This is a genomic window from Sphingomonas sp. GM_Shp_2, from assembly GCF_026540875.1.
Classification (GTDB): Bacteria; Pseudomonadota; Alphaproteobacteria; order Sphingomonadales; family Sphingomonadaceae; genus Sphingomonas; species Sphingomonas carotinifaciens.
On sequence record NZ_JALNUQ010000015.1, the window covers coordinates 1 to 25,744 of the forward strand.

Annotated in this window: 22 protein-coding genes; 11 read left to right on the top strand and 11 right to left on the bottom strand. The window is 68.7% G+C overall.

Translation table 11 applies throughout. The features are described 5' to 3' along the window. The 3 genes from OXR08_RS07505 to OXR08_RS07515 all read right to left on the bottom strand — a co-directional run. Window positions 1-1,949: glycosyl hydrolase 115 family protein (locus tag OXR08_RS07505; protein WP_267349119.1), on the bottom strand; the 1,949-nt coding region annotated here is incomplete at its 3' end. Beyond that, window positions 1,936-3,183: a glycosyl hydrolase 53 family protein gene (locus OXR08_RS07510; protein ID WP_240313530.1), complete on the bottom strand. Its 1,248-nt coding sequence runs from the start codon at window positions 3,181-3,183 to the stop codon at window positions 1,936-1,938. The genes OXR08_RS07505 and OXR08_RS07510, both read right to left, overlap by 14 nt. Beyond that, a complete protein-coding gene (locus OXR08_RS07515) occupies window positions 3,180-6,149 on the bottom strand; it encodes a TonB-dependent receptor (RefSeq protein WP_240313531.1) in 2,970 nt (989 codons plus the stop codon). The genes OXR08_RS07510 and OXR08_RS07515 overlap by 4 nt, the downstream gene beginning before the upstream one ends. Before the next feature lie 213 nt (window positions 6,150-6,362). Between OXR08_RS07515 and OXR08_RS07520 the strand changes: the two genes are divergently transcribed. The 5 genes from OXR08_RS07520 to OXR08_RS07540 all read left to right on the top strand — a co-directional run bounded on the left by OXR08_RS07520 (window position 6,363) and on the right by OXR08_RS07540 (window position 11,323). Further along, entirely contained in the window at window positions 6,363-8,051 is a 1,689-nt protein-coding gene (locus OXR08_RS07520; protein WP_267349123.1) for a beta-xylosidase, read from the top strand. A 61-nt stretch (window positions 8,052-8,112) separates the two neighbouring features. Further along, window positions 8,113-9,117: an ATP-grasp fold amidoligase family protein gene (locus OXR08_RS07525; RefSeq protein ID WP_112383055.1), complete on the top strand. Its 1,005-nt coding sequence runs from the start codon at window positions 8,113-8,115 to the stop codon at window positions 9,115-9,117. Window positions 9,118-9,129: 12 nt separating this feature from the next. Then, complete coding sequence (locus OXR08_RS07530) at window positions 9,130-9,900, top strand: histidine phosphatase family protein (protein ID WP_112383056.1); 771 nt, start codon at window positions 9,130-9,132, stop codon at window positions 9,898-9,900. Further along, a complete protein-coding gene (locus OXR08_RS07535; protein ID WP_240313532.1) occupies window positions 9,897-10,781 on the top strand; it encodes an NAD(P)H-hydrate dehydratase in 885 nt (294 codons plus the stop codon). The genes OXR08_RS07530 and OXR08_RS07535 overlap by 4 nt, the downstream gene beginning before the upstream one ends. 119 nt (window positions 10,782-10,900) lie before the next feature. Then, window positions 10,901-11,323: an NUDIX domain-containing protein gene (locus OXR08_RS07540; RefSeq protein WP_267349127.1), complete on the top strand. Its 423-nt coding sequence runs from the start codon at window positions 10,901-10,903 to the stop codon at window positions 11,321-11,323. Between the two features lie 32 nt (window positions 11,324-11,355). Here the strand turns inward: OXR08_RS07540 and OXR08_RS07545 are convergent, their stop codons facing one another. The 6 genes from OXR08_RS07545 to OXR08_RS07570 form a co-directional block, all read right to left on the bottom strand. Next, window positions 11,356-12,072, bottom strand: a complete 717-nt coding sequence (locus OXR08_RS07545; RefSeq protein ID WP_240313534.1) for a hypothetical protein — start codon at window positions 12,070-12,072, stop codon at window positions 11,356-11,358. An 18-nt stretch (window positions 12,073-12,090) separates the two neighbouring features. Next, on the bottom strand, window positions 12,091-12,798 hold the full coding sequence (locus OXR08_RS07550) for a hypothetical protein (protein WP_240313535.1): 708 nt from the start codon (window positions 12,796-12,798) through the stop codon (window positions 12,091-12,093). Beyond that, window positions 12,795-14,051: a glycosyltransferase family 1 protein gene (locus OXR08_RS07555; RefSeq protein WP_240313536.1), complete on the bottom strand. Its 1,257-nt coding sequence runs from the start codon at window positions 14,049-14,051 to the stop codon at window positions 12,795-12,797. Before OXR08_RS07555 ends, OXR08_RS07550 begins: the two co-directional genes overlap by 4 nt. A 53-nt stretch (window positions 14,052-14,104) precedes the next feature. Then, window positions 14,105-15,256 carry a HAMP domain-containing sensor histidine kinase gene (locus OXR08_RS07560; RefSeq protein WP_267349131.1) on the bottom strand — a complete coding sequence of 384 codons (1,152 nt, stop codon included), beginning with the start codon at window positions 15,254-15,256 and terminating at the stop codon, window positions 14,105-14,107. A 2-nt stretch (window positions 15,257-15,258) separates the two neighbouring features. Beyond that, on the bottom strand, window positions 15,259-15,945 hold the full coding sequence (locus OXR08_RS07565) for a response regulator transcription factor (protein ID WP_112383061.1): 687 nt from the start codon (window positions 15,943-15,945) through the stop codon (window positions 15,259-15,261). A 110-nt stretch (window positions 15,946-16,055) separates the two neighbouring features. Continuing rightward, entirely contained in the window at window positions 16,056-17,066 is a 1,011-nt protein-coding gene (locus OXR08_RS07570) for an SDR family oxidoreductase (protein ID WP_161555532.1), read from the bottom strand. A 272-nt stretch (window positions 17,067-17,338) separates the two neighbouring features. Between OXR08_RS07570 and OXR08_RS07575 the strand changes: the two genes are divergently transcribed. The 6 genes from OXR08_RS07575 (at window position 17,339) to OXR08_RS07600 (ending at window position 23,044) form a co-directional block, all read left to right on the top strand. Continuing rightward, window positions 17,339-17,893, top strand: coding sequence for a spore coat U domain-containing protein (locus OXR08_RS07575; RefSeq protein WP_161555533.1), 555 nt, complete (start codon window positions 17,339-17,341; stop codon window positions 17,891-17,893). Continuing rightward, a complete protein-coding gene (locus tag OXR08_RS07580) occupies window positions 17,890-18,396 on the top strand; it encodes a spore coat protein U domain-containing protein (RefSeq protein WP_161555534.1) in 507 nt (168 codons plus the stop codon). Before OXR08_RS07575 ends, OXR08_RS07580 begins: the two co-directional genes overlap by 4 nt. 28 nt (window positions 18,397-18,424) lie before the next feature. Then, a complete protein-coding gene (locus OXR08_RS07585; RefSeq protein WP_161555535.1) occupies window positions 18,425-19,138 on the top strand; it encodes a molecular chaperone in 714 nt (237 codons plus the stop codon). Window positions 19,139-19,201: 63 nt separating this feature from the next. Further along, a complete protein-coding gene (locus tag OXR08_RS07590) occupies window positions 19,202-21,406 on the top strand; it encodes a fimbria/pilus outer membrane usher protein (protein WP_112383066.1) in 2,205 nt (734 codons plus the stop codon). Then, window positions 21,397-22,356 (top strand): spore coat protein U domain-containing protein, encoded by a 960-nt coding sequence (locus OXR08_RS07595; protein WP_267349140.1) that lies wholly within the window; start codon window positions 21,397-21,399, stop codon window positions 22,354-22,356. Before OXR08_RS07590 ends, OXR08_RS07595 begins: the two co-directional genes overlap by 10 nt. Window positions 22,357-22,528: 172 nt before the next feature. Then, window positions 22,529-23,044 carry a GAF domain-containing protein gene (locus OXR08_RS07600; protein WP_267349142.1) on the top strand — a complete coding sequence of 172 codons (516 nt, stop codon included), beginning with the start codon at window positions 22,529-22,531 and terminating at the stop codon, window positions 23,042-23,044. Here the strand turns inward: OXR08_RS07600 and OXR08_RS07605 are convergent. Then, on the bottom strand, window positions 22,992-23,864 hold the full coding sequence (locus OXR08_RS07605) for a glycoside hydrolase family 16 protein (protein WP_267349144.1): 873 nt from the start codon (window positions 23,862-23,864) through the stop codon (window positions 22,992-22,994). The genes OXR08_RS07600 and OXR08_RS07605 overlap by 53 nt on opposite strands. 77 nt (window positions 23,865-23,941) lie before the next feature. Further along, window positions 23,942-25,732, bottom strand: coding sequence for a thiamine pyrophosphate-requiring protein (locus tag OXR08_RS07610; RefSeq protein WP_112383070.1), 1,791 nt, complete (start codon window positions 25,730-25,732; stop codon window positions 23,942-23,944). Between the last annotated feature and the right edge of the window lie 12 nt (window positions 25,733-25,744).

Consider the following 25,744-nt stretch of genomic DNA (forward strand, 5'->3'; position numbering starts at 1 on the left):
CGCCACTGGCCGTCGGCCGGCTCCGCCGCGATGATGTGGCGCCATTTGCCGCCGGCGATATCGTGATTGTAGCGCCGGGTGAGCGCGGCGATGGCGGTGTCGGCCGCAACCGCGCGCGCCGCGGCGGCCAGGGCGGTGGCGGGGGCCGTATCGCGCAGCCGGTCATGCGCCTCCGCCTCGAACACGCGGACATTGGCAAGCGCCGCGGCGGTGACCGGATAGTCGATCAGTTCGAAGAAGGCATCGCGGCGATCGGGCGCGACGCGGGTGGCCAGCGCGCGGACGCGGGTGGCAAGCCGGGCGAAATCGGCGAGGCGCACCTCCACCTCGGCGGGCGCAAGCGGACTGGGGCGGGACAGCTCGCCGGGTAGCCACCATTGCAGATGTTCGGGACGGCGGATGAAGTTCAGCCGGTGATGCTCGGCCAGGATCGCGGCCGCCTCCGCGCCCAGGCCGGTGCCGATGCTGCGCCCTGCCCAGTCCGCGACGACCGCGTCGATCGGCTGCGCGCGGGTGCCGGCCACGTCCCAGGCGAGGCGCAGAAAATAGTCGGTGGCCAGTTCGGCAGGCTTCAGGTCGCCGACATTGGCGACCCACATGGTGCGCGCGCCCCGGTCCCAGGCACGGCCCATCTCCTCCCGGATCAGGGCCGGCGGCGTGGTGGACAGCCAGAGATAGGAGAGGGGCGCACCCAGATAGGACAGGTGGTAGTATACGCCGGAGCCACCAGGACGGCGACGCTCCGCGGCATCGGGGAAGTGGCGGATATAGCCGAAATTGTCGTCCGGCCAGATCAGCGTCACATCCTCGGGCACGGCCAGCCCGCCGCGATACAGGTCCAGTACCTCCTTGTAGGGGGTGAAGACCTGTGGCGTGCGTAACGGATCGCGACCGCCATCGCGGCGCAGCAACGTGCGCTGATCGGTGATGATGCGCTCCAGCAGGCGGCGACGCTCGCCATCGGTGCCGGGGCCGATCATGCCGCTGTCGTGGATGCCGCGCATCCCCAGCGTCCAGATGCTTTCGTAATCGCGGTGGCTGCGCACGCGCGCCCGCCAGTAATCGGCGACGGCGTCCGGGTGGCGCGCATAATCATAGCCGTCGGCGGGGCCGGTCCATTCGCCGACATTGTTGCGCAGCATCGGCTCCGCATGGCTGGACCCCATGACGATCCCATAACGGTCGGCCAGCGCCGCGTTGCGGGGATCGGCGTTGAAGGGTCGCGTCACCTTGTGCATCGCCGGCCAGACCAGATTGGCCTTCAGCCGCAGCATCAGTTCGAACAGCCGCGCATAGGTTCGCGGGCCGATCGTACCGTTCTCCGGCTCGTGCGTGCGTGCGGCCCAGGGTTCCAGCCCCCAATCCTCGTCGTTCAGGAAGATGCCGCGATAGCGGACGGACGGCGGGCCGAAGCGGACGGTGCCGGGCACGACCTGGATGTCGGCATGATGTTCGGGCGGCACGTCGGCCCACCAGTGCCAGGGCGAGACGCCGATCGCCTGCGCCAGTTCATAGGCGCCGTAAGCGGTGCCGCGCCGGTCGCTGCCGGCGATGACCAGCGCCTGCGCCACGCCGGGGGCCGGATCGGCGACGGTGGCGATCACGAAGCTTTCCCACGCGCCGCGCAGGCGGGTGACGTCCAGTCGCCCGCGCCGGACGAGCCGGTCGATCCCGCGGTGACGCCCGAGCGTTCCCAGCCACAGTTGCACGCCGCTGGCGCCGGTGCGGCCGGACACCCGGACCAGATCGCGGCGAAGGTCGGCCGCGGCGATGGCGACCACGGCATGGTCGCGCGGATCGGTGACGATACGCGCCAGACCGCGCGCATCGGCAAGCGCCAGCCCGTCGCCGCCTGCCGCGAACCGGACCAGCGTCTGCGCGAATGCGGGGCCGGCGATCAGCAGCACCGCCAGCGCCGCGATCGCCAGGACCCGCCTAGCGAAGGCCATAGTCGTGCGCGATCCGCCGATAGGTGTCGAGCAGCGCGTTGGCGTGATAATCGCCGCCCTCGCCCATCATGGGGTGCGGCGGGACGGGGGCGGGCGGTGCGGTGGCGATCAGGCCGCCCGGCGCCTCCGCACCGTTCAGCCCCTGGGCCAGCAGATCGGGCTTCGGACCGCCGCCGGCGTTGCGGCCGTTCCGATCGAACACCGCCTCCTGATGGCGGATCGGCTCCCAGATGAAGGTGCCCCAGCCCCGATTGCCGGGCAGCGCATGGACGAGATCGTTCAGGTATCGTTTGCGGCTGGAATATTCCGCGACCAACAGCCCCTTGTCGGGATAGCGGTCCAGAAACGCGTCAAAGGTGCGCTGCCAGTCGCCCTGCGCCAGTTGCTGGTAGCAGGAGAAGCCGATGACGTCGAAGTCCACCCCGCGTGCGACCAGCGCATCGGTCCATTCGCGCACCACCGGCCAGCGGCGACCGAGGTGGTTGTGCAGCTGGATGAACGCCCCCGGCTCGGCCGCGCGTGCGCCGGCGATCCCGGCGCGCAGGAACTGGGCCAGCCCGTCGAAACCGCCGATCGCGCCGACGTCGCGGTGATTGGCATCGGTGACGGGATTGCCCGTGGTTGCCGCCAGCCGGACGCGGCCTTGCGGCCAGAGCATGCCGAAGGTGATCTCGTTCCCGATCACGACCATGTCGACGGGCGCGCCACCTGCACGCATCGCCCGCAGCGTGTCGCGCGTATGCGCCTCCACCGCACGGGCAAGGGCGGCGGGACCGAACTGTGCCCAGGCAGCGGGTGGACGCTGATGCTCCGGGTCTGCCCAGCTGTCCGAATAATGGAAGCTGAGCGCCAGCCCCATCCCCGCGGCCTTGACGCGCGCGCCCAGCGCCACCGTCTGGCGAAGGCCACCCCAGGCCCGGTCCGGTGCCGCCGCGGAATAGCCGTGCGCCGGATCGACGAAGATGCGCAGCCGGATATAGTTGAACCCGGCATCGCGCAGGATCGCGATCGGGTCGCGCGGCGCGGGGCCATCGAAATAGCGCGCGCCCGCCGCCTCGTCCTCCGGCACCCAGGATATGTCGGCGCCCAGCATATAGGCGCCGGGCCGGGCGCCACCGGCGGGTGCGGTGGCGGGCGCGGCGGCGGGCAATCGCGCGGGCAGCGCCATGCCCGCCGCGAGCAGGCCCAGCGTCGCGCGTCGCGACGGCCGGGCAGCAGGCGCCTGCCGCGTCACAGGCGGAAGGTGACGCCGACCGTCACGGTGCGGCCGATCCGCGTCTCGAACAATGTGTCCTGGCGCACGCTGTCGGTATAGAGGCGGTTCTGTTCGTCGGTGAGGTTCTGGGCCTCGACGATCAGCTTGATGCGGTCGGTGAGGTTGTAGGAGGCGGAGGCGTCGACGTAGAGGGTCGGGGCGTTGCCCTGAAGGTCGCTGCCCGGCGAGGCGGGGATGCCGCGGATGAAGCGGTCGCGGTAGTTGGCGGTGCTGCGGATGCTGAAGCGGTCGTCCTCATAGTAGAGGGTGCCGGAGGCGGTGTTCTTGGACAGGCCGACCAGGTCCGCGGTGGTGGTGACGGTGGGCACGCCGTTCACGCTGGCGAGGATGTAGCGGATCGTGGAGGTGACGCGGGTATAGTTGGCCAGGAAGCCGAAATTGCGCAGGAAGCCGGGCAGGAAGGTAAGCGGCACCTGCGCGTTCAGCTCCACGCCCTCCAGCGGGCCGCCGGGCGTGTTGAACGGCTGCGACACGGTGAAGAGCTCGTCGGGCGCGGTGTTCGAATTTTCCAGCAGGGCGTTGGGCAGGCCAAGCTGGTTGAACGGGATCTGGCTGTTGACGTTCTGGATGAAGCTTTTGATGTTCTTGCGGAAATAGGCGACGGACAGCAGCGATCCGGGACGGAAATACCATTCCACCGCCGCATCGAACGTGTCGGCGCGAATGGGGTCCAGGAACGGGTTGTTGATGTTGCCGACGCGGGTGATCGGGTTGACGCCGCTGGTCGGGGTCAGCAGCCCCAGTTCGGGCCGTGCCAGCACCTTGGCGGCGGACAGGCGGACCAGCAGGTTCTGCACCGGCTCCACCACGAAGTTCACCGATGGCAGCCAGTCGTCATAGGCGTTGTAGGCGACGGCATATTGGCCGACCAGATTGGTCGGCGAGGTCACGCCCGCGGGCGGTGCCACTGCGATGATGCCCGAGGCGCGCATGTCGGTCTTGACGTAGCGCACGCCGACATCGCCGCGCAGGCCGACGCCGTAGCGGTCGCCCAGGTCGAAGGTGCCCATGATATAGGCGCTCTTGATCTCCTCGCGCACGCGCGAGCGCCCGCCGCCGCATTCGACCCCGCAATAGCGCACCGCGTCGAAGCCGAAGGTCTGCGCCCATTTGTCGGGATCGATCGCCGCCCAACTGTCGGGCGCGCCATTGCCCCACAGGCCGCCGACGCCGGTGACCTGGCGGGTGATGCTGGCAAGGGTGGTGCCCGCGGGCAGCGCGCGCACCACCGTGTCGGCGTTGAACGGGCGCAGGAAGGTGGAAAGGAAATCGCTCTCACGGTACTGGCCGCCCGCCTTGATCGTCAGGTCGTCGCCCGCCTTCCAGGCGACGTTCACTTCGCCGGTCAGATTCTTGGTGTCGTTCTTCGACGGCTTGCCCTGATAGCTGAAGCCACCCAGCACGGTGCCGTCGGCCAGCGGCGGCGCATAGGAATAGTTGTTGGGATCGGCGACGTCGAAGCCGAAGCCGATCGCCGGCGTCGACCCGTTGCGCGCATCCAGCGTGAAATTGTCGCTGTCGATCACGTCCATGAAGGTCTGAAGCCGCTTGCGCCCGTCCCAGATCGACTGGTTGAGGCCGACCAGTCCGCTGACCTCCAGCGTATCGGTCAGGCTGCGCTTGAAGTTGAGGTTCGCCTGCTTGAAGGTCGACACGAAATTGTCGACCAGCCCTTCGGAGCGGACGTCGACGCCGTCGAACGTGGCGTTGACCAGCGAGCCGTTGCCGTCGAACGCGATGTCGCGGACCGAGACCATCGGCTGGCCGTTATTGGCGATCGACCGGCCGAACGAGATGCCGGCGATATAGTTGTCGCGCCGCGTGACCTCGAACCGCGAATAGAGCAGGTCGAGCGAGATGTCGGTGGCATCGTCGGGCTTGAACTGGAAGGTGACGGTGCCGCCGATGCGCTCCTGATCCTGTTCCGAGTTCAGATAGCGGGGCAGGCGCGGCAGGAAGGCGCCGCTGCCCGGTGTATTGGGCAGGTCGGCGCGGCGCAGGTTCTGGATCGTCTGATAGGCGGCAACCGTGCTGGTGCGGGGATTGCCGGTGCTGCACAGGGTGGCGGTCGCCCCCTTGTTGCCGACCGCGGGGTTGACGGGGGCGAAGCCGACCGGCGAGCAGAAGCCGCCATTGGTGTTGGCCGACAGGATGTCGACCGCGGAATAGCCGACCTCGCGCAGATGCCGCTTCTGATAGGCGCCCGAGGCCAGGACACCGAAGGTGCCATCGGCAAAGCTCTTGGACACGAGCAGCGAGGCGCGCGGATCGACCTTTTTCGACAATTCGTTGTAGATGCCGCGCGCCGTGGCGGTCAGCACGAAATCCTCGTTGTTGTCGAGCGGCTTGGGCGCGTTCAGATCGACGGTGGCACCCAGCGAGCCGTCCTCCACATCGGCGGACGGCGTTTTGCGCACCGACAGGGCCGAGAAGATTTCGGTCGGAAACACGTTGAAGTCGAAGCTGCGGCCGTTGTTGCCGGCGCCGTAGATGTCGGACGAACCGGTCTGTGCGGTACCCTCCATGCCGTTGATGCGCACGCGGGTGAAGGCAGCGCCAAGGCCGCGGACCGAGATGTTGCGCCCTTCGCCGCCATCGCCGCGGGCAAGGGCGACGCCCGGAATACGCTGCATCGATTCGGCGAGGTTTGAATCGGGGAACTTGCCGATGTCGTCGGCGACGATGCTGTCGACCGCGGCGGTTTCGCGCCGCTTCTGGTTCAGCGCACTGTTCAGGGCGGCGCGGAAACCGGTGACGACGATGTCGGGTTCGGACACCTCCTCCGGCCGTTCGGTATCGTTGCCGGCCGGGGTCGGTACGGGGTTGGCGACCTGCGCGACGGCCGCGGCGGCGGTCAGTGCCCAGGTGGAAACCCCCAGCGACATGGCGACGCGAACCCAATCGCGCGTCTGGAACTGCTTCATCGCATTCCTCTTCCTGATCGGAACCGCTTCGAGCTGTTCCATTATGTGATATGGTGAACCACAATATCAGCTAAGGTAAGCCTTTGCTATACCGAAATTACTCCTCTCCTTTTGCACTGTTTTCCGCCGCCCCCGCGGTTGAACCGCCCGGTTGCTTGGGTCATAGATGGCTGAAATCGGCATCAAAGGTGCCGGGCAGAGGGAGGGGCGTCCATGTCGATGATCCGTTGCGTGGCGGCTGTTGCGGCAGCCTGCCTGTCGCTGGCGCCAACGGCGCCGGCATCGGCACAGAGCGCTGCCCGGCCCCGCCCGGTGGCGATCACGGTGGACGCCGACCGGGTGGAGGGCACCTTGCCCCCGGTGTGGCGCTTCTTCGGGGCGGACGAGCCGAATTACGCGACCATGAAGGATGGCCGCAAGCTGCTGGTGGAACTGGGCAAGCTGCGCACCGGCGACGTGTTCTTCCGCGCGCACAACCTGCTCAACACCGGCGACGCCACCGCATCGTTCAAATGGGGCAGCACCAACGTCTATACCGAGACCAGGGACGGCAAGCCGGTATATGACTGGACCCATGTCGACCGGATCATCGACACCTATCTGGCACGTGGGGTGCGGCCCTATCTCCAGATCGGCTTCATGCCGGAGGCGATGTCCTCGGCACCGCCGGGCACCCCCTACCAGCATGCATGGCGCCCCGGCTTCGATTACAAATACATCATCTCGAGCTGGGCCTACCCGCCCAAGAGCTACGACAAGTGGCGCACGCTGGTCTATGAATGGACCCGCCACAATGTCGCACGCTACGGCCGGGCCGAGGTGGAGCGCTGGTATTTCGAGGTATGGAACGAGGCGAACGGCTATTACTGGCAGGCGCCGCGCGAGGACTTCTACAAGCTGCACGATTATGCGGTGGACGGGGTGCGACGCGCCTTGCCGACGGCGCGGGTCGGTGGGCCGGACTCGGCGGGGGCGGGCGGCCAGTTCATGGACGATTTCCTGCGCCATGTGACATCGGGCACCAACTACGCCACCGGCCGGATCGGCACGCCGACCGATTTCCTGGCCTTTCACGCCAAGGGCCAGCCCAGCTTCGTCGACGGCCATGTCCGCATGGGAATTTCCACCCATCTGAAGGAGGTCGATCGCGGGTTCGTGAAAGTCACCGCGATCCCGGCGCTCGCCGCGAAACCGGTGGTGATCGGCGAAAGCGATCTCGAGGGGTGCGCCGCCTGTCCGGGGCCGGAAAACGCCTATCGCAACGGCACCATGTATTCCAGCTACACCGCGGCCAGCTTCGCCCGCATCTGGGAACTGGCGGTCCGGCGGCGGGTGAACCTGGACGGCGTATTGTCCTGGTCGTTTGAGTTCGAGGACCAGCCCTGGTTCGCCGGCTATCGCCAGCTCGCCTCCAACGGCGTCGCGCTGCCGGTGCTGAACGTCTTCCGCCTGTTCGCGCAGCTGGGGCCGGAGCGGCTGCATGCGGTGAGCGATGCCCAGGTGCCGCTCGACCGCATCGTCGCGGAGGGCGTGCGCGGGGCGGCCGATATCGGCACGATTGCGACCCGGCTGGCGGACGGGCGGACCGCGGTGCTGGTGTGGCATTATCATGACGACGATGTCGCCGGACCGCCGGCCGCGATCCGCCTGACGGTGCGCGGGCGGCAGGGCGGGACGGCGACGATCCTGCGGGTGGACGACGCCCATGGCAACGCCTTTGCCGCGTGGAAGAGGATGGGCGCACCGCTGAATCCCGATGCGACGCAATATGCTGCGCTGGAGGCGGCATCGGTGATGCAGCCGCAACCGGTCGTGCTGAAGGCCAGGGCGAACGGCGCGGCTATCGCCACCTTCGATCTGCCGCGACAGGGCGTCGCCCTCGTCATGCTGGCGGAGCGCTGACGCATCGGGAGACGATCGGGGGCACAAGGCGTTGTGGCATCCCCCGCCGAAGGACCCCGCATTGCGCCAGCTTCCGTTTCCCGCCACCGACGACGATCTTTCGGGGCCGGCATGGGAAAGGTTCCGGCAGGACGCGCCGATGACGCGCGCGTTCAACCATCTGATCGCCGGCCCGCATTTCGCCCGGCGGTTCGGTCGGTGGCCGCTGCCTCCCGGCGATGCCGCCGCGACGATCAACGACGTGATCTTCGCACGCATGATCGAGCCCGACTGGCCGGCGCTGCACCGCCGCTTCGTCGCCAAGGATAGCGCCAAGATCGAGGCGCAGCGGCTGGCCCCGGCCTTGCGCACGGCCGAAACGCTGGCGGTGATCCCCGTCGCCGAACTGCCGTCGCCCGAACATCTGTGGGCGCGGTTGCAGCCCTTTGTCGGCCGCGACGCGATCGCCAAGCCCGGACATGCCAGCGGCGCCGCGACATTCTTGCGCCATGCTCCCTCCGAACGCGAGGTGCGCGCGCTTCACGACCTTGCCCGGCGCGACTACGCGACGATCCTGCGCGAGATGCAATATTGGCGCCTGCCCAAGACGATCATCGTCGAGGCGATGGTGCCGGTGCGGACGAGCGGCCCGCCCGACGATTACAAGTTCCACTGCGTCCACGGCGAGCCGCTGCTCGCCCAGGTCGATCATGGCCGCTTCGGCGCGGCGTGGAGCCGGCTGTTGCGCCTGCCCGACTTCGCCCCCCTGGATGACGCGGACGGGCTGGTCGCACCCGCCGGTTTCCGGCTGGCCGCGCCGGAGCGGATCGCCGCGATGATCGATGCCGCGCGGGCCTTGTCCGCGCCCTTCGATTTCGTGCGGGTCGACCTGTATGACGGCGCCGACGGCATCTATTTCGGCGAGCTGACCTTTACTCCGGCCGCGGCGCTCGGCATCGCGCCGGCCGCCGCGGGTGTCGACCGGGTGAACCCCACGCATCGCCGGTACAGCGACACGCTGATGCAGGCGCTGGGCGCGAACCGCGAAGGAACGCCGACGCCCGTCGCGCGCTTGTCCCATCCTTAGGGAGACGCGTGGATGTTGAAGGACTTGGAACCACGGAATGCACTGCATTGGCCCCGCCGGCTGTGGATCGTCCGGCACGGTGAGAGCGCCGGCAACGTCGCGCGCGATGCCGCGCAGGCCAGCGGCGCCGACCGCATCGAGCTGGCGGCGCGGGACGTGGATATCATGCTGTCGCCGCGCGGGGAGGAACAGGCGGCGGCGCTCGGCACATGGTTTGCGCAGGCCGATCCCGACGACCGGCCGGACATCATCCTTGCCTCGCCCTATGTCCGCGCCTGCCATACCGCGCAATTGTTCCGCGATCATGGCGGCACCGACGAGGGTGCGCCGATCTGCGTCGACGAGCGGTTGCGCGAAAAGGAGTTCGGCATCCTCGACGGGCTGACCACCAGCGGCGTCGCCGCCGTCTATCCCGATCAGGCGGAGTTTCGCCGGTTGCTCGGCAAATTCTACCACCGGCCGCCCGGCGGGGAGAGCTGGTGCGACGTGGTGCTGCGCCTCCGCTCGCTGATGGATACGATCGCGCTGCACCATGCAGGGCGGCGGGTGATGATCGTCGCGCATCAGGTGGTCGTGCTGTGCCTGCGCTACGTGATTGAGAATATGTCCGAGGAGGAGATATTGGCGATCGACCGGCAGGGTGATGTCGCCAACTGTTCCGTCACCGAATATCGCGCCGATCCGGGCGGCGGACTGACGCTTGTCCGCTATAACGATGTGGTGCGCGACGATGCGATGCCGGTGACGGCCGAGCCCGAGCGGACGGCGGGGGTGCGGGGATGAGCGACCGGATGACCCCGCTGGACAGCGCCTGGATTTCCGCCAACCCGGCCCCGGTCCACGGGCGGGGCACGACCAAGAACAGCCGCGGCAAGGTGCTGGCGATCGGGGGTTCGGCACGCGTGCCGGGCGCGTTGCGCCTGACCGGGGAGGCGGCACTGCGCGTCGGTGCGGGCAAGTTGCAAATGGCGACGATTGCCTCTGCCGCGACGATGCTGGGCCTGCTGGTGCCGGAGGCGGCCGCGATCGCCCTGCCCGAGGACGCGGACGGCGAAATCCATATCGATGCGGTCGACACGCTGGAAGCGGCGATCAACGGGTGCGACACGCTGGTCATCGGGCCTGGCATCGGCAGCCCGGAGGCGTCGTCGCGCATCCTGCGCATGGTGGCCGGCCAGCGGCGCGACGACATGATGCTGGTGGTCGATGCGATGGCGATCGGCTGCATCAAGGCCCTGCGCGCCGAGCTGGCCGGCTTTGCAGGGCAATGGGTGCTGACCCCGCATCACGGCGAGATGGCGGTGCTGACCGGGCGTGACGAAGATGCGGTGGCCGACGACCCGGCCGGCATCGCCGCTGAGGTCGCGGCGCATTATGGCGCGGTCGTCGCCCTGAAGGGCAGCGACACCGTGATCGCCGGGCCGGACGGGACGCTGCTCCATTATGGCGGGGGCGGCACCGGACTGGCGACGGGTGGATCGGGCGACGTGCTGGCGGGCGCCATCGCCGGCCTGTTGTCGCGCGGCGCCCCGCCGCTGGAGGCGACGGGATGGGGCGTATGGCTGCACGGCCAGAGCGGCCGGCGGGTCGCCACCACCAGCGGCCCGATCGGCTTCCTCGCGCGTGAGGTGCCGGCCGAGTTCCCCCGCCTGCTGCCGCAATAGCGCGATGTGCCGCACGCGATTGCCGCTATGCCTGATCGCGCCTAGCCTCGTTCCGACAGGAGAGCGCGATGGCATGGCACCACCGGGTCATAGGCAGGGTTGCGCGGGCGGCGTGGCGAATGACAAAGCCGCGCACCATCGGCGTGCGGGTCCTGTTGCTGGACGAGCAGGATCGGGTGGCGCTGGTACGCCATAGCTACACCGATCTATGGTATCTGCCGGGCGGTGGCGTGAAGAAGGGTGAAAGCACGAAGGCCGCCCTGCTCCGCGAGTTGCGCGAGGAGATCGCGGTGGAGAATGCGGTCATCGAGCGTGTTCTGGGCGTGTATCACAGCCGGCGTGAGCACAAGGACGACCACATCGTCATCTTCGTTGCGCGGATCGCCTCGGCCGCGGGCGGCACCCTGAAGCGCGCCGATCCGATGGAGATCGAGCAGGCGGAATGGTTTGCGCTGGATACCCTGCCCGCCACCCTCTCACCGGCGACCGGCCGCCGCATCGAGGAATATCGCGCCGGGCGGTCAGGGGCGGGCGATTGGTAGCAGCCGCTGACGATCGATGCTCCGGCCCGCTCTCAACCCTCGCCTGACCGCGTCCTGGATCGGGCATCGGCGAGGCGAGGCCACATCTCCGCCCCGCAAGCACGCGCACGCCACCGCGCCTTCTTGTCCCAGCAGGTGACGTCCAGCCGCGGCAGGGTCGCCGCATCGCGGCCGATATAGCGGGGGAAATGCTGCTCGCCATAAGGGACGAGACTGTTGCGCAGCTCCTGCATGCGGTCCGCCGCGATGGCCGCCAGTCCCCCGCGGGCGGCAAACAGGGTGTCGCGTCCCACCGCGGCGGCGGTACGGCAGAAGCCATATTGCGAGGATACCGTGGCGAAGCTGGAATAGGTCCGCGTGCCGAACTGGTCGAGCGCGGTCTGCCCGGCCTTCACCGCCTTGCTGGTGCGGGTGAAATAGCCGTTCAGCGTGCCCCATGCCGCCTTCAGTTCCTCGGCATGGTCCGCCAGAATGGCGTTGTAGGTGCCTTGCGTCAGCAGCGTCGGCTCGAACTGGCATTGCAGCGCCGCGACGTTCAGGGCGGCGCGCATCGTCCAGACCAGGGCCGCCTTGCCCTCCGCGTCGGTGGCGCCGGGAAGCGGCTGGGCGAGGCCGGCATTTGCGCCCGTCACGGCCGCGCCGCTGTAATCATAGCTTTTCAGAAAGAACTGCGCGGCGGCGGGCAGGGGTGCCGCCAGCATCGCCGCGCCCGCCAGTGCCGCCATCCAGATCGTCCGAACCGTCATCATCGTCCCCCGAACCATTCCCTATAATTGCCGCACCACGCGGGCGCCGACGCGCGGGTGCCAGGCGGTGCCGGTTTCGCGCACCGCGCCCATGCCGAACTGGATCTGGAACCGGTCGGTCACATCCTGTTGCAGTTGCGGCATGATGAGCGTCGAGCGGTCATGCCCGGCGCGGATATTCACCTCGACGCCCGCTGTCGTCGCATCGCTGATGTCGTAGAAGCTGGTATGGTTCACGATCAGGCCGCGCGCCTCCGCACCGGCCGCGCTGACCTCGCCCACGCCGATCATGCTGAGCGTGCTGAAGCGCGGCCCGAACCGGTTGCCGATCACGTAGAGCAGCGAGCTTTCCCATTGCCCGCGCTCCCGGTTCCACAGGCCCAGATACTGGACGCCGTGGATGCCACGCCCGCCATTGATGGTGCCGAACGTGCCCTGCAGCCCCAGCTTGAAATCGGTGACGCGGCGATTGGTGAGCGGCAGTTCCAGCTCCACCGCAAAGCCGTCGGCCACCGCCAGCTCGATCTCCGGCGCCCATTCGACGCTGCGGTCGGGCCCGGACAGGTTGTGCTGCGCCAGCGTGTTGACCTCCAGCTCGCCGCGCCTGGCGCCGAGCGGCCGGACGAGATCGAACACCATCGGCTCGGCGATCTCGGGCGCCTCCTGCGCCTGTGCCGGCGCGATCGTCAGCATGGCCACGGCCGCGGCCGACCAGGATGCCCACCTCATGCCCGGTTCGCCGACAGGGCGGCACTGCGGTACCCCGCGATTACCGCATCCAGCGTCGCCGGCCAGTCGAAGCCGCGCGTCGCGGCCAGCGCGGCGCCCGCCAGTGCCGCCGCACGCCCGCGATCGGCGATCAGCGTGGCGGCCGCCTCGACATAGGCGGCCGTATCGCGGGGCGACACCAGCAGCCCGGATTGCCCGTCGTCGATTAGCGCACGGGTGGCCGCGACATCGGCGGCGACCACCGGCACGCCGGATGCCATCGCCTCCAGCGTGACGTTGCCGAACGCCTCGGTCAGGCTGGGGTTGACGAACAGGTCCGCACTCGCGACCGCGCGGCCCAGCGCCTCGCCGCCCAGATGACCGGTCATCACCGCACCCTCCAGCCGGCGGGCGAAGCGGTCGCGCTCCGGCCCGTCGCCAACCACCAGCGGCCGAACGCGCAGGCCGCGGGCCTGCAGTCCGGCGATCACCGCCTCGTACATGGCAAGCCCCTTTTCGGCGACCAGCCGCCCGAAGAACAGCACCGCCACCTCATGCGGCGCGATCCCCATGCGCCGGCGCCAGCCATCGTCGCGCCATGCCGGGCTGAACTGGCGCGGATCGACCCCGCGGCTCCAGATGCGCATCGGGCTGGTAACCCCGCCCGCGCGCATCTCGTCGGCGATGCCGGCATTGGGCACCAGCACCATGTCGCAGCGATTGTAGAAGCGGCGCAGCCACGCCTCCGCCGGACGGCGCAGCAGGCCCAGCCCGTAATATTCGAAATAGGTCTCGAACCGGGTGTGCATGCTTGCCACCACCGGCACGCCCATGCGCCGGGCCAGTCGGATCGCGCCGGCATTGAGGCCGTCGGGCGCCGACACATGCACGATATCGGGCGCAAAGCCGCGCACGTCCGCGGCGGTCGCACCGGGCAGGCGCGGCGCGAGGCGATATTCCGGCCGCCCCGGAATGGCCAGCGAGGCGACCGGCACAAGGTCGCCCGCCGGCGCAAAGGCCGGCTCGGCGATGGCGGGCGAATAGACGCGTGCGCCGTGACCACGCGCCAGGACATGCCCGATCAGGCGGTTGAGCGCCCGGTTGGCGCCGTCACGCACGCAATTATAGTTGCCGGAGAACAACGCGACGCGCAGCGCCGCATCGCCAACGGGCCGGGCAGGGGGACAAATCACGCGCGCGGCGGGCCGGACGGGGGAGGGCGCCAGCCGCGCCAGCGCCGCTGCCCCTGGCAGAATAAGCGGAACACTCGACACGGGCAGCGCCCTAGACGCCCGACATGGAGGTTTGATGGAGGAACGGTGCGGGTTTAGATGACCGGCGTCGCAAGGTGCGGCAGGCGCAGCGTAAAGCGCGCCCCGGCGCCATCCGACCGGTTCTCCGCTATGATGCTGCCGCCATGCGCCTGCGCGATCTTCTGCGCCAGGCTCAGGCCCAGCCCGCTGCCCGGCTTGCGCGCGTTCACCGCGGTGTCGGCGCGCCAGAAGGGGACGAACAGTTGCGCGGCGTCATCGGCCGCGAAGCCGGGTCCTTCGTCCGCGACCGCGATCGCCACGCCATCGCGCATGTCGCCGATCGTGACATACACAGTCGTGCCGGCGGGCGCATGGCGTACCGCGTTGACGATCAGGTTGGTCAGCGCCTGGTTGATGCGCAGTGGATCGACCGCGATGGGGGGCGCCGTGCCCGTCACCCTGATCCGCACATCCCCTCCCGCCGCCATCGCCTCCAGGTCGGACGCGACCAGCCGCGCCGCCTCGGCAAGATCCACCGTCCGCCGTTCCAGCGCCAGCGGCTGTACCTCGGCATGGGCCAGGGTGCGCAACTCCTCGACGATGCGCGACAGCTTGTCGACATGGCGCAGCAGGCGCGGCGCCTCGTCCGCATCCACCGCGATGACCCCGTCGATCACGCCGTGCAACCGACCGCGCAGCACGGTCAGCGGTGTGCGCATCTCGTGCGCGATCCCGGCGGTCAGGATGGTGCGCTCGCGTGCATAGGCGTCGAGCGATGCCGCCATCGCGTTGAAGCTGTCGACCAGATCGGCTACCTCGCCGGCCGCCGCGGCCGGAGTGATCCGCACGTCTGGCCGCCCCGCCGCGACCTTGGCCGCCGCATCGGCGACCGCGGTGATCGGGCGGCTGAGCCGCCGGGCGAAGACGAATGCGACCGCGCCGCCCGCCAGCGTCGAGATCGCCGCGGTGAGGGCAATGAAATACCAGTCGCGTGCGCCGATCTCGGTCCGGCTGTAGCGGACGAACAATTGTCGAAACCGCGCCTGTGCGGCCGGATCGTCGCGCAGCATCGCACCCAGTTCCAGCCAGCCCGATCGCGGCATTTCCGCACTCAGGTCGTAAAAGTCGAAATAGGTCAGCAGGAACGAGGCGCCGATGCCGATCGCCAGCGTCAGCACGGTCATGAACGCCGCGAGCAGCAGCATCCGGGTGGACAGCCGGTTCATCCCTATGACGACAGGCGATAGCCCAGCCCACGGACCGGTTCGATCAGCGCGGGCAGGCCCGCGGCCGCCAGCTTCGTGCGCAGCTTCGAGATATGGGAGTCGATCACCCGGTCCAGCGCATCGCTGTCGGGCGACACCGCGTCGAGCAACTCGGTGCGGGTAAAGGCCCGGCGCGGCTGGCGGGCCATATGCGCCAGCAGCGCGAATTCCGTCGGGGTCAACGGCAGGGGGGCCGCCACACCGTCCGCCGGGCGGCGCTCCGCGAGCCGCGCCTCCAGGTCGATCGCCAGATCGCCGACGGTCAGCGCGCGCGCGGCGCTGCTCCCGCGCGCCCGGCGGAGCACGGCGCGCACCCGCTCGATCACCTCGGAGGGATTGAACGGCTTCACCACATAGTCGTCGGCACCGATGCGAAAGCTCATCAGCTTGGTCACGTCGTCATCGACCGCGGTCAGCATGATGATCGGGGTATCGTCGCGCCGCCTGACGGCGGTCAGCACGTCGATGCCGTCGCCGCCCGGCAGGCCTATGTCGAGCATGATCAGGTCGGGCCGCCACCGCGCATGCATCTGCACCGCATCGGTGACGCTGGCCGCCCATTGCACCTGAAAGCCCGCACGCTCGGCATAGGCGGTCAACAGGTCGGCAATGTCCCGGTCGTCCTCAACGATCATCACGCGTTCGGGCATGGTCCCTTTGTGCTAAGTCGACGCCGCGAAGTCCAACGCTAAGCGTATGGGAAGACGACCGGGAAGCCCCACACATAAGATCGATAATACCAGTTATGTTAAGGACGCTATCATCGTCGTGACAGGCGCCGGCCGATCGCGAGGGTGGTGCCCAGTCCCGCAACGCCCAGGACTAGCAAGGCCCTAGGCAGCTTCTGTATCTGTAGCGTCAGGCTGGAATGACGGGCTAGCACATGCTGGCTGCCGCGCCGCGCACCCTTGCGGGGTTCGTACAGATTGTCGCGGCGCTCGGGGTCACCGGGATCGGCCGGCTTTTGCTGTGCGGGCGTACCGACCACTTCCATGATCGCATCGGCGATGCGCGGGGCAAGCTGGGGCAGCAAAGACGACAGCAGCCCGCCGCCGCCGGCATAGAGGGTGCGTTGCGGATGCGCGCAGGCGTGCAGCACCGCGTCGGCGACCACCTCGGGCGTGTAGAGCGGCGGGGGCAGCCGCGGCGGCTTGTCCATGAAGTTGCGGGCATGTTCGGGAAAGGGCGTGTCGATCGCGCCCGGCTTGACCAGCGTGACCGAGATGTTCGCGCCTGCCGCTTCCAGTTCCATGCGCAGCGTATCGGTCAGTGCCTGTACCGCATGCTTCGTCGCGCAATATGGCCCCTGTTGCAGGATCGCTCGGTCGCCCAGGATCGAGCCGACATTGACGATCGCGCCGCCCTGCCCGCGCAGATAGCGTGCCGCGACCAACGATCCGTGCAGCACGCCGAAATAATTGACGTCGAACACACGCCGGTGATCGTCCAGCGGCACCTGTTCCAGCGTGCCATAGGTTCCGGTGCCGGCATTGTTGACCCAAGAATCGATCCTGCCGAACGTGGCGACCGCCACCGCCGCGACCCGCTCGACCGCGTCGGCATCGGCGACATCGGCAACGCAGGTCGCGATCTTCGCGCCCCCGGCCGCCAGCCGCGTGCGCAGCGCGTCCAGCGCCGGCTCGCCGCGTGCGACCGCGACCACCGCCGCACCCTGCCGTGCCGCCTGCTCGACGATGGCCAGCCCATTTCCGCTGCTGGCACCCGTCACCACGATCACCTGCTCGGCAAGTGGCTTCAACCTGATCGACATCGCACGGTCCCTTCGCTGGAAGCGGGGATGACGCATGGCGCACCGCGATCGTTCCCATGGCGACGGGAACCATCGGGCAAGTTGTCGATTAGGCTATGCGTGTAAAAGCTCGGGCGACTATCGAACCGTTATAGTTGTTCATGGCCATCGAAGCTGTTCTGTTATAGATGCAGATTGCACAGTATCAGCAGATGATCGCGACGATAAAGGTTGTTAAACCTGTCGTTAACGGCCTGAACATCAATATACCTCGGTCTAAACGGGGTTTGGTCATGTTCACGCATTCATCCATCACGCGCGGGGCGGCGGCGGCATCGCTTGCCCTCGTCGCATTGCTTGCAGCGCAGCCCGCCATGGCGGGCGATTCCAATGGCACGATCGGCATATCACTCGATGTTTCCGGCGCCTGTGCGGTCAACGGCGGCACCGTGACCGCCGGCACGTTGGGCGAGCTGGGCACGATCACCTTCGCGCCGCAGCCGGGTATCTTCGGCGATATCGATGCCACCGTCGTCTCGACCCGGACCGGCGGGGGTGCCATCACCATCCTGTGCTCGCCCGGACTAGCCCCTGCCATGGCGATCGGTGCGGGCGCCCATGCCGACAGCAGCGTGCGGCGCATGGCGTTCGGGCAGAACATGGTGCCCTATCGTCTTTACAGCGACGCCAACCACAGCAACGAGATCATGATCGGCCAGCCGGTCGCACTGGGCACCGCCACGACCGACGCCATCTCGCTGCCGATCTTCGCGCGGGTGAACAGCGGCGGCAAGGTGCTGGCGGCGGGCGCCTATACCGATACCGTGCAGGTGACGCTGACTTGGTGACCCGCCGCGCCGGGATCGCGGTGCTGGCCGTCGGCGCGGTGCTGCTGCCCGGCGCCGCCCCGGCGGAGACCGCCCGGACGTTCAAGGTCTCCGCCTCCATCGCCAGCGGCTGCGCGGTCACGGTCGACGGCACCGGCGCCTGGGGGCGGATCGACCTCGGCACGGCGAACGGCGCGACCGGCGGCACGCTGGAGGCGGGGGTGACGAACGGCGTGCAACTGGCCTGCACCCCCGGCACCGTCGCCACGGTCAGCGCGGATGCCGGCGAACATGCCCGCGCCGGCGTGCCGCAACTGGCCCATGCCGCGGACAGCGCCAGCCTGATCCCCTATCACCTGTTCGTGAACGGCGGCACGACGCCGTGGGAGGGGCAGTCGATCGCCCTGACCTTCCCGCCGGGCACCTCCCGCCTCAGCCTGCCCGTCCGCGCCCGCGCCACCGTGCCCCGCCCCGCCCGCGCCGGCCGCTACGCCGATGTCGTGCGGATCACCGTCCGCTGGTAACCCCTCACCCCTTGCCGAGTCGCCTGCCATGACCCTGCGGCTGTTCCGCCTGTGCGCCTTCCTCCTGCTCGCCCTCGCCGCCCCCTGCTCCGCCGCGACGGTCGTCATCTGGCCGATCGATCCCGTGATCGCCGCAGGCGAACGCGCCACCGCCCTGTGGATCGAGAACAAGGGCAACGCCCCCGTCACTCTGCAGGTGCGCACCCTCCACTGGACCCAGGAAAACGGCGAGGACCGGCACGTCGACCAGGACAGGATCGTCGCCAGCCCGCCGATCGCCACGGTCGCCCCGGGCCAGCGTCAGCTCGTCCGCATCCTGCGCCGCGACGTGGCCGATACGGGCAGCGGCGAGCAAAGCTACCGTCTGCTGATCGACGAGCTGCCGCCCGCGATCGATACCAAGGGCGCCGAGGCCGGCCCGCGTGCGCAACTGGCGGTACAGATGCGGTATTCGATCCCGCTGTTCGTCCATGCCGGGGCGAGCGCCAGTGCACAGCCGGTCCTTGCCGCACGGATCCTGCTGAGCGAGGGGCGTCGTTTTCTGGTCGTCACCAACAGCGGCGCGCGCCATGCCCGGCTGGTCGATCTGCGCGGGGGGCGCACGCCCCTGCTGCCGGGGCTGATCGGCTATGTCCTGCCGGGTCAGACGATGCGCTGGCCCCTGCCCGATGCCGCGGCCGATCTCGGCAAGCTGACCGTCAACGTGAACGGCACCGACACGGTGCTGCCGATCACTGCCTGACGGCGATGCCGGGCCGGACCTGCGATCATGCGCCGGGCGCTTCTTCTGCTCCTTCTCGGGGCCATGATGCTGGCGATGCCCGCGCACGCCGCTGATCCGCGCCAGCAGCTGTTCGTGGAACTGGTGGTGAACGGCCGCTCGACCGGCGATGTCGTCGAACTGGCACTGGCGGGCGAGGCGATGATCGTCCCGGTCGAGGCGCTGCGCCGCAACGGCGTGCCGCTGGAGCCGGGGGACGAGGGCGAGATCGATGTCGCCCGCCGCCCCGATCTCGGCGCGCGCTATGACGCGGCCCTTCAGCAACTGCACCTCACCATCGCGCCCGATCGCCTGCCCGTCGCGCGCATCGCCGCTACGGGCGCGCAGCGCATGGCCAGCGTCGCGGACTGGGGCGCGATGCTCAACTACGAACTCTACGGCCAGACCGCGGCCGGACGGAGCAGCGCGGCGCTGTGGACCGAACAGCGGCTGTTCGGCCCTGTCGGCACCCTGTCCAACACCGGCACGTGGCGCAGCGGCGCGGGCTATCTGCGCTATGATACCAGCGTCCGCCGCATCGACGAGGACCGCGCGCTCGGCTGGGCGGCGGGCGACCTCATCACCCGCGCCCTGCCCTGGACCACCGCGATCCGCATGGGCGGGATACAGGTGGCGCGCGACTTCGGCGTCCGGCCCGATCTCGTCACCATGCCGTTGCCGCGGTTTGCCGGCCAGGCGGCGGTGCCATCGGCGGTGGACCTGTTCGTCGACGGCTATCGCCGGCAAAGCGCCACCGTGGAGCCCGGCCGCTTCCTGCTCGACAACATCCCGGTCGTGAACGGCGCGGGCGAGGCGACGATCGTCACTACCGACGCGGTCGGCCGCCAGATCGCGACCACCATCCCCTTCTACGTCTCGGCCAGCCTGTTGCGTCCCGGCCTGAGCGATGGCGGTGCGGAGATCGGCTTCGTCCGCCGCGGTTATGGCCTGCGCTCCTTCGGCTATGGCCCGCTCGTCGCCAGCGGCACGTGGCGCCGCGGCACGACCGAGCGCCTGACGCTGGAGGTGCATGGCGAGATGGGGGGCGGGGTCGCGCTCGCCGGGATCGGCGCCGTTGTCGCCCCCTGGCGGATCGGCACGCTGTCAATGTCGGCCGCCCGCTCGAACGGTGCCATGCGCTATTCGCTCGGCTACAGCTACGCCGCGCGGGGGTTCAGCATCGCCGCGCTGCACGAGGAGCGGGATCGGCGTTTTCGCGACCTGGGCGATTTCGACCTGCGCAGCACCCTGCGCAACCGCCGCGCCGATCGCGTCATCGCCAGCGTCACGCTCGGCCGCCACGGCAGCCTGGGCGCCGCCTATCTCGACGGCCGCGCGCTGGACGGTGCGCGGGCGCGCATCGCCAGCCTGTCCTACAGCCGGCCGCTGTTCGGCCATGCCAGCCTGTTCGTCAGCGCCGATCGGGATGTCTCGACCGGGCGCACCAGCGCGCAACTGCGCCTGTTCGTGCCGTTCGGCCGCAATGCCGCCAATGCCGGGATCAGCCGCACCGGTGGCCGCAATCTTTACCAGATCGGCTATGCCCGCGCGATGCCGGCAAGCGGCGGCCTGGGCGTCGACGCCAATATCGCGACCGACGCATCGGGCACCGCCTATGGCCAGGCCACCGCGACCTGGCGTGCCCGGCCGGTCACCGTGCAGGCGGGCGGCGCGGTGGTGGGCAGCGCGCGTTCGGCATGGGGCAGCGTGTCGGGTGCCCTTGTCGCGATGGATCACGGCGTCTTTGCCGCCAATCAGGTCAGCGACGCCTTTGCCGTCGTCGCGACCGGCACGCGCGGGGTGAAGGTCGCGTATGAGAACCAGACGATCGGCGTCACCGATGCGCGCGGCTATCTGTTCGTCGCCAACATCGTGTCGTGGCTGCCCAGCCGCTTCTCGATCGATCCGCTGGCACTGTCGGTCGATCATGTGGCGCCGCAGGTGGAGACGCGCATCGCGGTTCGCCGCGCCAGCGGGGCGGTCGTCCGCCTGCCGGTCCGGCGATCGCGCAACGTCACGCTGAAGCTGGTCGACCCCGCCGGCCGCGCGCTTGCCCCCGGCGGTCGCGTCACCCGCGCGGGCATGCCCGATGCGGTGACCGGATGGGACGGCGTGGTCTATCTGGAGGATGTCGGTGCCCATATCGCGCTCGATGTGCTGCGGCGCGACGGCATCGCCTGCCGCGCGAACGCCGATCTTCCCGCCACGGCCACGGCGATGCCCGATCTCGGGGCGGTGCCATGCCGGTAAGGACGCTCGCATGGCTCATCGCCGCGCTCGCCGCCCTGCTTTTCGCCACGCCTGCGCGGGCCGGGTGCACGCCCTCTTCGGGCCTGCTGACCTTCACCCCCGCCTCGTCCTATGATGTGCGCGCCACCGCGGTGGCAACCGTATCGGGTTCGGCGGGGCTGGCCTGTACGGGTGCGGCGCTGGGCCTGCTCAGCCGGACGCGGGCGCAGGCCACCGTCACCAGCCTGAACGGCTTCACGCTGGTCGGGCCAACGGGCGACGCGATCCAGTACCGCCTGTCCCCCGATGCCGCCCAGACCCTCAGCTTCAACCAGACGCCGACGATCGACTATGCCAGCGACACCTTGTTGTCGCTGCTCGGTCTGGTTGGTGCGACCAGCTTCACCACGCCGCTCTACGCCCGGCCCGTCGCCGCCGCCAATGTCGCGGCCGGCGATTATGCCGACACGCTGACGATCAATTGGGATTACGAGGTCTGCAACGGCGTGCAACTGCTCAGCCTTCTTTGCCTGGGCTGGGAAACGCGCAAGGTGACGGTTACCGTCGCGGTTAAACTGGTCGTCGGCCGTGATTGCCGCATCACCGCGCCCGACATCCAATTCGGCACCGCCGCCCTGGTCGAGCAATTCGCACCGCAAACCGCCGCGGTGATGACCGACTGTACCAAGGGCACTGCCTACAAGCTCGCCTTCACCTCTGGAAACGCGCAAAGCGCGCGTCCGTGGCGGGCGATGAGCGGCCCGGGCGGTGCGGCCTTGCAATATAATCTCTACCGCCCTGACGGCGTCACCATATGGGACGAAAGCAATCCCCAGCCGGCCGAGCGCCTGGGGACCGGCAGCCAGACCCCGGTTCAGGCCCATGCCTTCGTCGCCCGGATCAATCCCGACCAGCCGGCACGCCCGCCCGGCAGCTATAGCGACGATGTCAGCGTGGTGATCTCCTTCTGACGCGCCTGCATTAACGATGATTCCGGGGCAGAATGCGGGCGAACATCATTGGAAACGGTTCTTATTCATCGCGCCGAACATATTGTTTTGACGCGATGATCCGCGTAAAAAACTTTGGCTGCTCCCTTTCTCCCGTGGCGGCGGTGGATGATAGAACAGGGTAGGAGTGGACGTGTCGGACCCGTACGTCAGTTCATGGTTGAACGCCTTCTCGGCCGAGAAAAGGCGTCAGCTGGCCGTGGATCATAGTGGTGTTCTGGCGATGCGCGGCAGCAAGGAGCTTGACCGCATCGTCGACATCGTGCGCGATCATTACCAGACTGCCTATGCGGCGATCTCGATCATCGACCGGCGCTCGCAGATCCTTTTGGCCGAGCGTGGACTCGGCGTCGAAGAAACGCCGCGCAGCACCGCCTTTTGCGCGACGACGATCCAGCAGGATGGCGAGCCGCTGATCGTGCCGGATGCGCGCGCCGATGCCCGTTTCGTCGATTTCGGCAGCGTGCAGGGCGACCCCTTTATCCGCTTCTATGCCGGCGTGCCGATCGCGGACGATGCCGGGCTGGCGCTCGGCGCGGTCTGTGTCGCCGACACGAAGCCGCTGACCATGGAGTTCGACCGGGCATTGCTGGTCATCATGGCGCATGAGGTGGAGCGGACGGTGTCGTCGCTGCTTCCGGTCCGGTAGCGGCACCCTTCTGGTACACCCGCACATAATCGATCTCGAACCGCGCCGGAAAGATCGCGTCATCGACCCGGCCGCCCATGTCCCCGCCGATCGCCAGGTTCAGCAACAGATATTGGGGCGCGTCATAGGGCCAGCCGGCCGCGCCCTTGCCTGCCCTGGCGTAACGGTGAACCGGGCGGCCATCGACGGCGAAGTCGAGTGCATCCCTGGTCCAGTGCAACTGGTAGCGGTGAAACGCATCGCATGCGCTCGGCAGGGTGATGCTCGCCCCGTCGCCGCTGGTACCCGCGGTCGCGCGGTTGTGCACCGTGCTGTGCACGACATGGCGGTCGTTGCCGACATGCTCCATGATGTCGATCTCGCCACCATCCGGCCATTCGCCCTGCTCGCCCAGCATCCAGATCGCCGGCCAGCTTCCCGCGCCGCACGGCAGCTTCGCCCGGATCTCGAAAAAGCCGTAGCGCCACGCCGCCCGCCCCTGCGTGATCAACCGGGCCGAGGTGTAGCGTTGCCCGCCATGATCGGGCGCCGCCAGTGTTTCGGCACGCGCGGTGATGATCAGCCGGCCATTCGTCACCCGCGCATTTTCCATGCGGTCGGCCGCATAATATTGCAGCTCGTTATTGTACCAGCCCGTCTGGTTGGCATGGGTGTCGAACCGCCATTTCGCCGGGTCGGGCAGCCCTTCGCCCGTGAACTCGTCGGCCCAGCGCAGCGTGTAGCCGGGCGGCACGTCGGCGGACGGCGTCTGTCCCCAACCGGCGCCGGCAATCGTCACCGCCCCCGCCATGATCGTCGCTCGGATCATCGATCCCGTCACAAGCCACTCCCCATCCACGGATTTTTCCGTCCGATGCTAGGCCAGCCTGTCCGCCGTGGCGAGCGGTAAAGCCCGGCTCAAAGCCGTTCGCGCACCCCGCCGATGATCTGTCGCGCGGTATCGGCCAGCACGCTGGCGGTGCCGCGGTCGCCCTTCACCATCGACGACAGGAAGCCCTTGGCCTGTTCCAGCGTGACGTGCGGGGGCAGCGGTGCGACGCTGGGATCGGTCTTCACCTCCAGCACGACGGGTCGATCCGCGGCAAGCGCCCGGTCCCAAGCTGGGCCGACCTGTTCGGGATCATCGACGAAGATGCCGGTCAGCCCCAGCATCTCGGCAAAGCGGGCATAGGGTACGTCCGGCAGGCTCTGCGTCGTCGGGAAGCGCGGATTGCCCTCCATAATCCGCTGTTCCCACGTCACCTCGTTCAGGTCCTCGTTGTTGAACACGCACACGATCAGCCGCGGATCGGCCCAGCGCTGCCAGTATTTCTGGATGGTGATCAGTTCGGCCATGTTGTTCATCTGCATCGCGCCGTCGCCGACCAGCGCCACCACGGGTTTGGTCGGATGCGCGAACTTGGCCGCGATCGCATAGGGCACCGCGGCCCCCATCGAGGCGAGGCCGCCGGACAGCGATCCGCGCTGCCCGCGCTTCACCTGCCAGTCGCGGGCATACCAGTTGGCGCACGATCCCGAATCCGACGTCACGATCGCATCCGCTGGCAGGCGCGGCGACATTTCGTACACCACGCGCTGCGGATTGACCGGGCTGGCATCGGCCATCGCCCGGCCCTTCAGCGTCTGGTGCCAGTTCTCCATCGCGGCGACGATGCCGTTTTGCCACTGCCGATCCGTCTTGCGCTCCAGCAGCGGCATCAGCGCCCGCAACGTCTCCCCCGCGTCGCCGTGGAGGTTGACCTCGACGGGGTAGCGCAGGCCGAGCATCTCGGGCGCGATGTCGATCTGCACCGCACGCGCCTGCCCGTCGGGCGGCAGGAACTCCGCCCAGGGAAAGCCCGTGCCGATCATCAGCAGCGTGTCGCATCCCTCGATCATGTCCGATGACGGCTGCGTCCCGAGCAGCCCGATCGCGCCGGTGACGAAGGGGATGTCGTCGGGCACCACGTCCTTGCCCAGCAACGCCTTGGCGATGCCCGCGCCCAGCGTCTCGGCCACCGCGACCACCTCGTTTGCGGCATCGCGCGCGCCCGCGCCGATCAGCACCGCGACCTTCTTTCCCTCGTTCAGCACCGCGGCGGCGCGCGCCAGATCGGCCTGATGGGGCACGACGCGCGGCCGGGTATAGCCGGGGCCGGACCGGGTGAAGCCGTGTGCGCGCGCCGGTTCCTCCCACGCCATGTCCTGCACGTCCTTGGGCAGGATCAGCACGGTCACGCCGTTGCGTGCGGTCGCCACGCGCAGGCCCCGGTCGACCAGATGGCGCAGTTGCGCAGGCGCCACCGCCTCCTGCACGAAGTCGGCAACGTCGGCGAACATGCGGTCCAGGTTCAACTCCTGCTGGTAACTGGCGCCCCGCACCGTCGTCTCGGCCTGTCCTGCGATCGCCAGAACGGGCACATGGTCGGCCTTTGCATCGTACAGCCCGGTGATCAGATGTGTCGCCCCCGGCCCGCCCGTCGACAGGCAGACGCCCAGTTCGCCGGTGAACTTGGCATGGGCCGTTGCCATGAACGCGGCCATTTCCTCGTGGCGAACCTGGATGAACTCGATGCCCTTATCGGTCCCCTCCACCCGCTGGAGCGCGCCCAGCACGCCGTTGATACCATCGCCGGGATAGCCATAGATGCGCGTCACGCCCCAGGCCTTCAGCCGCTGAACGAAGAAATCGCTGGTCGCCTGGCTCATGTCGGAGGTCCT

Excerpts from the sequence above, each read along its gene's own strand:
- OXR08_RS07515 (WP_240313531.1), bottom strand. The coding sequence starts at position 6,149 with ATGAAGCAGTTCCAGACGCGCGATTGGGTTCGCGTCGCCATGTCGCTG.
- OXR08_RS07520 (WP_267349123.1), top strand. The coding sequence starts at position 6,363 with ATGTCGATGATCCGTTGCGTGGCGGCTGTTGCGGCAGCCTGCCTGTCG.
- OXR08_RS07530 (WP_112383056.1), top strand. The coding sequence starts at position 9,130 with ATGTTGAAGGACTTGGAACCACGGAATGCACTGCATTGGCCCCGCCGG.
- OXR08_RS07535 (WP_240313532.1), top strand. The coding sequence starts at position 9,897 with ATGAGCGACCGGATGACCCCGCTGGACAGCGCCTGGATTTCCGCCAAC.
- OXR08_RS07540 (WP_267349127.1), top strand. The coding sequence starts at position 10,901 with ATGACAAAGCCGCGCACCATCGGCGTGCGGGTCCTGTTGCTGGACGAG.
- OXR08_RS07545 (WP_240313534.1), bottom strand. The coding sequence starts at position 12,072 with ATGATGACGGTTCGGACGATCTGGATGGCGGCACTGGCGGGCGCGGCG.
- OXR08_RS07550 (WP_240313535.1), bottom strand. The coding sequence starts at position 12,798 with ATGAGGTGGGCATCCTGGTCGGCCGCGGCCGTGGCCATGCTGACGATC.
- OXR08_RS07560 (WP_267349131.1), bottom strand. The coding sequence starts at position 15,256 with ATGAACCGGCTGTCCACCCGGATGCTGCTGCTCGCGGCGTTCATGACC.
- OXR08_RS07565 (WP_112383061.1), bottom strand. The coding sequence starts at position 15,945 with ATGCCCGAACGCGTGATGATCGTTGAGGACGACCGGGACATTGCCGAC.
- OXR08_RS07570 (WP_161555532.1), bottom strand. The coding sequence starts at position 17,066 with ATGTCGATCAGGTTGAAGCCACTTGCCGAGCAGGTGATCGTGGTGACG.
- OXR08_RS07575 (WP_161555533.1), top strand. The coding sequence starts at position 17,339 with ATGTTCACGCATTCATCCATCACGCGCGGGGCGGCGGCGGCATCGCTT.
- OXR08_RS07585 (WP_161555535.1), top strand. The coding sequence starts at position 18,425 with ATGACCCTGCGGCTGTTCCGCCTGTGCGCCTTCCTCCTGCTCGCCCTC.
- OXR08_RS07590 (WP_112383066.1), top strand. The coding sequence starts at position 19,202 with ATGATGCTGGCGATGCCCGCGCACGCCGCTGATCCGCGCCAGCAGCTG.
- OXR08_RS07595 (WP_267349140.1), top strand. The coding sequence starts at position 21,397 with ATGCCGGTAAGGACGCTCGCATGGCTCATCGCCGCGCTCGCCGCCCTG.
- OXR08_RS07610 (WP_112383070.1), bottom strand. The coding sequence starts at position 25,732 with ATGAGCCAGGCGACCAGCGATTTCTTCGTTCAGCGGCTGAAGGCCTGG.